Origin of the sequence: Streptomyces sp. SID14478 (genome assembly GCF_010548525.1) — a bacterium.
GTDB lineage: Bacteria > Actinomycetota > Actinomycetes > Streptomycetales > Streptomycetaceae > Streptomyces.
This window is the reverse complement of sequence record NZ_JAAGMG010000606.1, coordinates 1-4,736: the sequence shown is the minus strand read 5'-3', so window position 1 is coordinate 4,736 and position 4,736 is coordinate 1. Positions and strand designations below refer to the sequence as shown.

At 72.8% G+C, this 4,736-nt stretch carries 5 protein-coding genes; 4 read left to right on the top strand and 1 reads right to left on the bottom strand.

The annotated features are described in order from the left end of the window. A partial coding sequence (locus G3I40_RS20060; protein ID WP_164303520.1) for a FadR/GntR family transcriptional regulator occupies window positions 1-651 on the bottom strand: 651 nt, incomplete at its 3' end. A gap of 95 nt (window positions 652-746) precedes the next feature. Between G3I40_RS20060 and G3I40_RS20055 the strand changes: the two genes are divergently transcribed. The 4 genes from G3I40_RS20055 to G3I40_RS20040 all read left to right on the top strand — a co-directional run. Further along, window positions 747-2,471: an IlvD/Edd family dehydratase gene (locus G3I40_RS20055; protein ID WP_164303519.1), complete on the top strand. Its 1,725-nt coding sequence runs from the start codon at window positions 747-749 to the stop codon at window positions 2,469-2,471. A 22-nt stretch (window positions 2,472-2,493) separates the two neighbouring features. Further along, window positions 2,494-3,654, top strand: coding sequence for a fumarylacetoacetate hydrolase family protein (locus G3I40_RS20050; protein WP_164303518.1), 1,161 nt, complete (start codon window positions 2,494-2,496; stop codon window positions 3,652-3,654). 72 nt (window positions 3,655-3,726) lie between these two features. Further along, window positions 3,727-4,575, top strand: coding sequence for a cyclase family protein (locus G3I40_RS20045; protein ID WP_164303517.1), 849 nt, complete (start codon window positions 3,727-3,729; stop codon window positions 4,573-4,575). After that, window positions 4,572-4,736: thiamine pyrophosphate-binding protein (locus G3I40_RS20040; protein WP_343244967.1), on the top strand; the 165-nt coding region annotated here is incomplete at its 3' end. The genes G3I40_RS20045 and G3I40_RS20040, both read left to right, overlap by 4 nt.

The following is a 4,736-nucleotide window of genomic DNA, read 5'->3' as shown; positions in this document are numbered from 1 at the left end:
GGTGACGGCGGCCGCCGCCTCGGCCCCGCGGCCCGCCGCCACCGCGTCCAGGACCGCCCGGTGTCCGGGCAGCGAGGAGCCGGCGGCGCCCGGCGTCTGCGTACTGATCGCGAAGTGGTGGCGCAGTGCCACGTCGAGGGCGCGGCCGAGCGCGCCGAGCAGGCGGTTGCCGCCGGCGGCCAGCAGAGTGCGGTGGAAGACGGTGTCCGCCTCCACATAGGCCGGGCGGTCGTCGCGGGCCTCGGCGTTCTCCATCCGCATCAACGCGTCCTGCAGCGTGCGGAGTTGATCGGGTCGGCAGTGCTGGGCCGCAAGGCGCGCCGCCTCGGGCTCGACGATGCGGCGCAACTGTCCCGTCTCGCGCAGCAGTTGCCGCGGGTCGTACTCCTGCTGCCAGGCGAGCAGGTCCCGGTCCAGATGGTTCCACTGCTCCGGCGGCAGCACCCGGGTCCCGGTGCGGGGGCGGATGACGAGCATGCCCTTCGCGACGAGCGCCTTGACGGCCTCGCGCAACGCGCCACGACTGACGCCGAGTTCGCTCGCGAGCAGATCCTCCACCGGCAGCGGGTCGCCGACCGGGAAGGCGCCCGAGACGATGCGGCGGCCGAGCGCGTCGACGAGTCGCTGGTGGCCCGTACGGCTGTGTTCCACGCTCTTGTGCGCACCCCCTGGACGGTTTCATCGAATCATTCAATGATTGCCCGGCATCGTACGCGTCCCCGCCCGTCCCTGGAGGAGTGATCCGCATGTCCGAAGGCCGGCGCAGTCAGGCGTGGTTCGGCGCGGCAGGCCGCGGCGGCATGGTGTACCGCTCGTGGATGCGCAACCAGGGCTTCGGCCCCGAGGTCTTCGACGGCCGCCCGGTGATCGGCATCGCTGTGTCCGCCTCCGAACTCGCGCCGTGCAACGCCCACTTGCCGCGCGTCGCCGAAGCCGTGAAGCGCGGGGTGTGGCAGGCCGGGGGCTTCCCGCTGGAGTTCCCCACGATGGCGACGGGCGAGACGCTGATGCGGCCCACCGCCATGCTGTACCGCAACCTCATGGCGATGGAGGTCGAGGAGCTGATCCGCGCCAACCCGCTCGACGGCGTGGTGCTGCTCTCCGGCTGCGACAAGACGACCCCGGCCATGCTCATGGGCGCCGCCAGCGTCGACCTGCCCGCGGTCATGGTCACCGGCGGGCCCATGCTCAACGGCAAGTTCCAGGGCCGCGACGTCGGTTCCGGCACGGCGGTGTGGCAGATGGAGGCGGAGGTCAAGGCCGGGCGGATGACGCAGGAGGAGTGCTTCTTCGCCGAAGGCTGCATGGCCCGCTCGAACGGCCACTGCATGACCATGGGCACCGCCTCCACCATGGCGTGCATGGCGGAGACCCTCGGCATGCAGTTGCCGGGCTCGGCGACCTGGCCCGCCGTCGACATGCGCCGCTTCGAGACCGGGCAGCGCGCGGGCCGCCGCATCGTGGAGATGGTCGAGGAGGAGCTGCGGCCCTCGCGGATCCTCACCCGGGAGGCGTTCGAGAACGCGATCCGCACCAATGCCGCGATCGGCGGCTCCACCAACGCGATCATCCACCTCACCGCCCTCGCGGGCCGGGTCGGCGTACCCCTGGACGCCGAGGACTTCGACGAACTCGCCCGGGACGTACCGACGTTGCTGAACCTTATGCCGTCCGGGAAGTACCTCATGGAGGACTTCTGCTACGCGGGCGGCCTGCCCGCCGTCCACCGGGAACTGCTGCGGGCCGCACTGCTGCACGGCGAGCAGCTCACCGTGACCGGGCGCGGCATCGCCGAGAACGTGGCGGACGCCGAACGCCTCGGCGACGAGGTCATCACGCCGGTCTCCGCCCCGTTCCAGCCGGCCGGAACCGGCACCGCCGTCCTGCGCGGCAACCTCTGCCCGGACGGCGCCGTCATCAAGCAGTCCGCAGCCTCCGCGCACCTGCTCACCCACACCGGGACGGCGCGCGTCTTCGACTCCCCGGAGGCGTACCACGCCGTGTGCGACGACCCGGACCTGGACGTCGACGAGAACACGGTCCTCGTCATCCGCGGCGCGGGCCCCAAGGGCTATCCCGGCATGCCCGAAGTGGCCAACGTGCCGCTGCCGACCAAGCTGTTGAAGGCGGGCGTCACCGACATGGTGCGCGTGTGCGACGGCCGGATGAGCGGCACCGGATACGGCACGGTCGTCCTGCACGTCGCGCCCGAAGCCGCGGTCGGCGGACCCCTGGCGCTCGTACGGGACGGCGACACCATCACGCTGGACGTGCCGCAGCGCGCCCTCCACCTGCACGTGGACGACGGCGAATTGGCCCGACGCGGGGCCGCCTGGCAGCCACCCGCGGCACACCACACCAGCGGCTACGCGTGGCTGTACACCCAACACGTCGAAGGGGCCGACCGCGGGGCCGACTTCGACTTCCTGCGCGGCTGCCGCGGGCACGCCGTCCCGCGCGACTCGCACTGACGACCACCCCCAGGAGCACCCGATGAACCTCACCGCCGCGTCCGTCCTGCCGGACGACGCCGCGTCCGCCGCCCTCGTCGCCCGTGTCCACGAGCCCGAGTGGGACGGTCCGTGCGTGGCGACCGTCCGCGGCGGGCGCGTCGTCGACCTCACCGCGTACGCGCCCACGGTCAGCGACCTGCTGGAACGCGAGGACGCGGAGCAGCTCGTCCGGGACGCCGAGGGCGGCCGCAGCTGGCCGCTCGACGCGCTGCTCGCGGCGACGGCCGCCGGACGACGCGACCTGCCGCATCTGCTGGCCCCCGTCGACCTGCAGGTGATCAAGGCGGCGGGCGTCACCTTCGCGGACAGCCTGATGGAACGGGTCATCGAGGAGCGCACCGGCGGCGACCCGTCCCTCGCCGCCCGCACCCGCGAGCGCCTCACCGCCTCCGTGGGCACGGTGGCGCGGGTCCGCCCCGGCTCGCCCGAGGCGGTCAAGGCGAAGGAGATCCTGCAGGCCGAGGGACTGTGGTCGCAGTACCTGGAGGTCGGCATCGGCCCCGACCCGGAGGTGTTCACCAAGGCCCCGGTGCTCTCCGCGGTCGGCACCGGCGCGCCGGTCGGGATCCTCGCCTCGTCCGTGTGGAACAACCCGGAGCCGGAGGCCGTCCTCGCGGTGGACTCCCGGGGCCGGGTGCGCGGCGCGCTGCTCGGCAACGACGTCAACCTCCGTGACGTCGAGGGCCGCAGCGCCCTGCTGCTGCCCCGGGCCAAGGACAACAACGGCTCGTGCGCCCTCGGCCCGTTCCTGCGCCTGTTCGACGACACCTTCCGCCTGGACGACGTCCGGGAACTGGACATCGCCCTCGACGTCACGGGCACGGACGGCTTCGTCCTGCGCGGCAGCAGCTCGATGCGGCGGATCAGCCGGGACGTCCTCGACCTGGTGGCGTCCGTGCACGGCGACCACCACCAACACCCCGACGGATTCGTGCTGTTCACGGGCACCCTGTTCGCGCCGACGCAGGACAGGGACGCGCCCGGCGAGGGGTTCACCCATCACGAGGGCGACGTGGTCCGCATCTCCAGTCCGCGCCTGGGCGCGCTGGTCAACACGGTCACGACGAGCGAGGCGGCGCCGCCGTGGGAGTACGGCCTGCGACGGCTGCTGCGCAGCCTGGCGGGCCGGGGCGTGCTGTGACCACGGCGCCCGGCGCCCCCGCGGCTTCCTGACGGTTGTGCGGCCCTGCCGCCTGCCTTCAGGATGCAAGACATGTCCGAGTCAACGGCAGCGTCCGTGTCCGCGTCGTCCTCGTCACCGTCCGGGGCGTCCCCCTCCGTCCTCACCGCCCTCGTGTCCGGGTTGCGCGGTGGTGCCATCCAAGTCGTCGACCTCACCGCGCCGTTGTCGTCCACCACGCCGGTGCTGCAACTGCCGCCCGAGTTCGGGCAGACCAGCACCTTCGCGCTGGAGGAGATCAGCCGCTACGACGACCGGGGACCCGGCTGGTACTGGAACAACTTCCGCACCGGCGAGCACACCGGCACCCACTTCGACGCACCCAACCACTGGGTCACCGGCAAGGACCTCGCCGACGTCGCCTCGGTGCCCGCCCACCAGCTGGTGGCCCCCGCGGTGGTGCTCGACTTCACCGACGAGGTGGCCAAGGACCCGGACTTCCTCATCGAGGTGGAGCACATCCAGGACTGGCAGAACCGGTACGGTGCGCTGCCCGACGGCGGCTGGCTCCTGGCACGGACGGGCTGGAGCAGCAGGTCGTACGCCCAGGAGCCGTTCCTGAACGCCGACGCGAACGGCCCGCACACCCCGGGCCTGTCGCCCGCGTGCGCCCGCTGGGTCGCCGAGGAGTCACCGGTGCTCGGGCTCGGCGTGGAGACGGTGGGCACCGACGCGGGCCGTGCGCACGCGTTCGATCCGCCGTTCCCCTGTCACTCGTACCTGATGGGCAGCGGCAAGTACGGCCTGACGCAATTGCAGAACCTCGCCGCACTCCCGCCGACCGGGGCCGTCGTCATCGCCGGACCGCTGCCCATCGTCTCGGGATCCGGGGCGCCCGCGCGCGTCCTCGCCCTCGTCGAGCGGGCGGGGAGCCGGCGGTGAAGGTCGCCGAGGCGGTCGGCAGGGCCCTGGTCGCGGCCGGTGTCGGCCGGGTCTTCGGGGTCGTCGGGTCCGGCAACTTCCACGTCACGAACGCGATGGTGGCGGCGGGCGCCGGGTTCGTCGCCGCCCGGCACGAGGGCGGCGCGGCCACCATGGCCGAC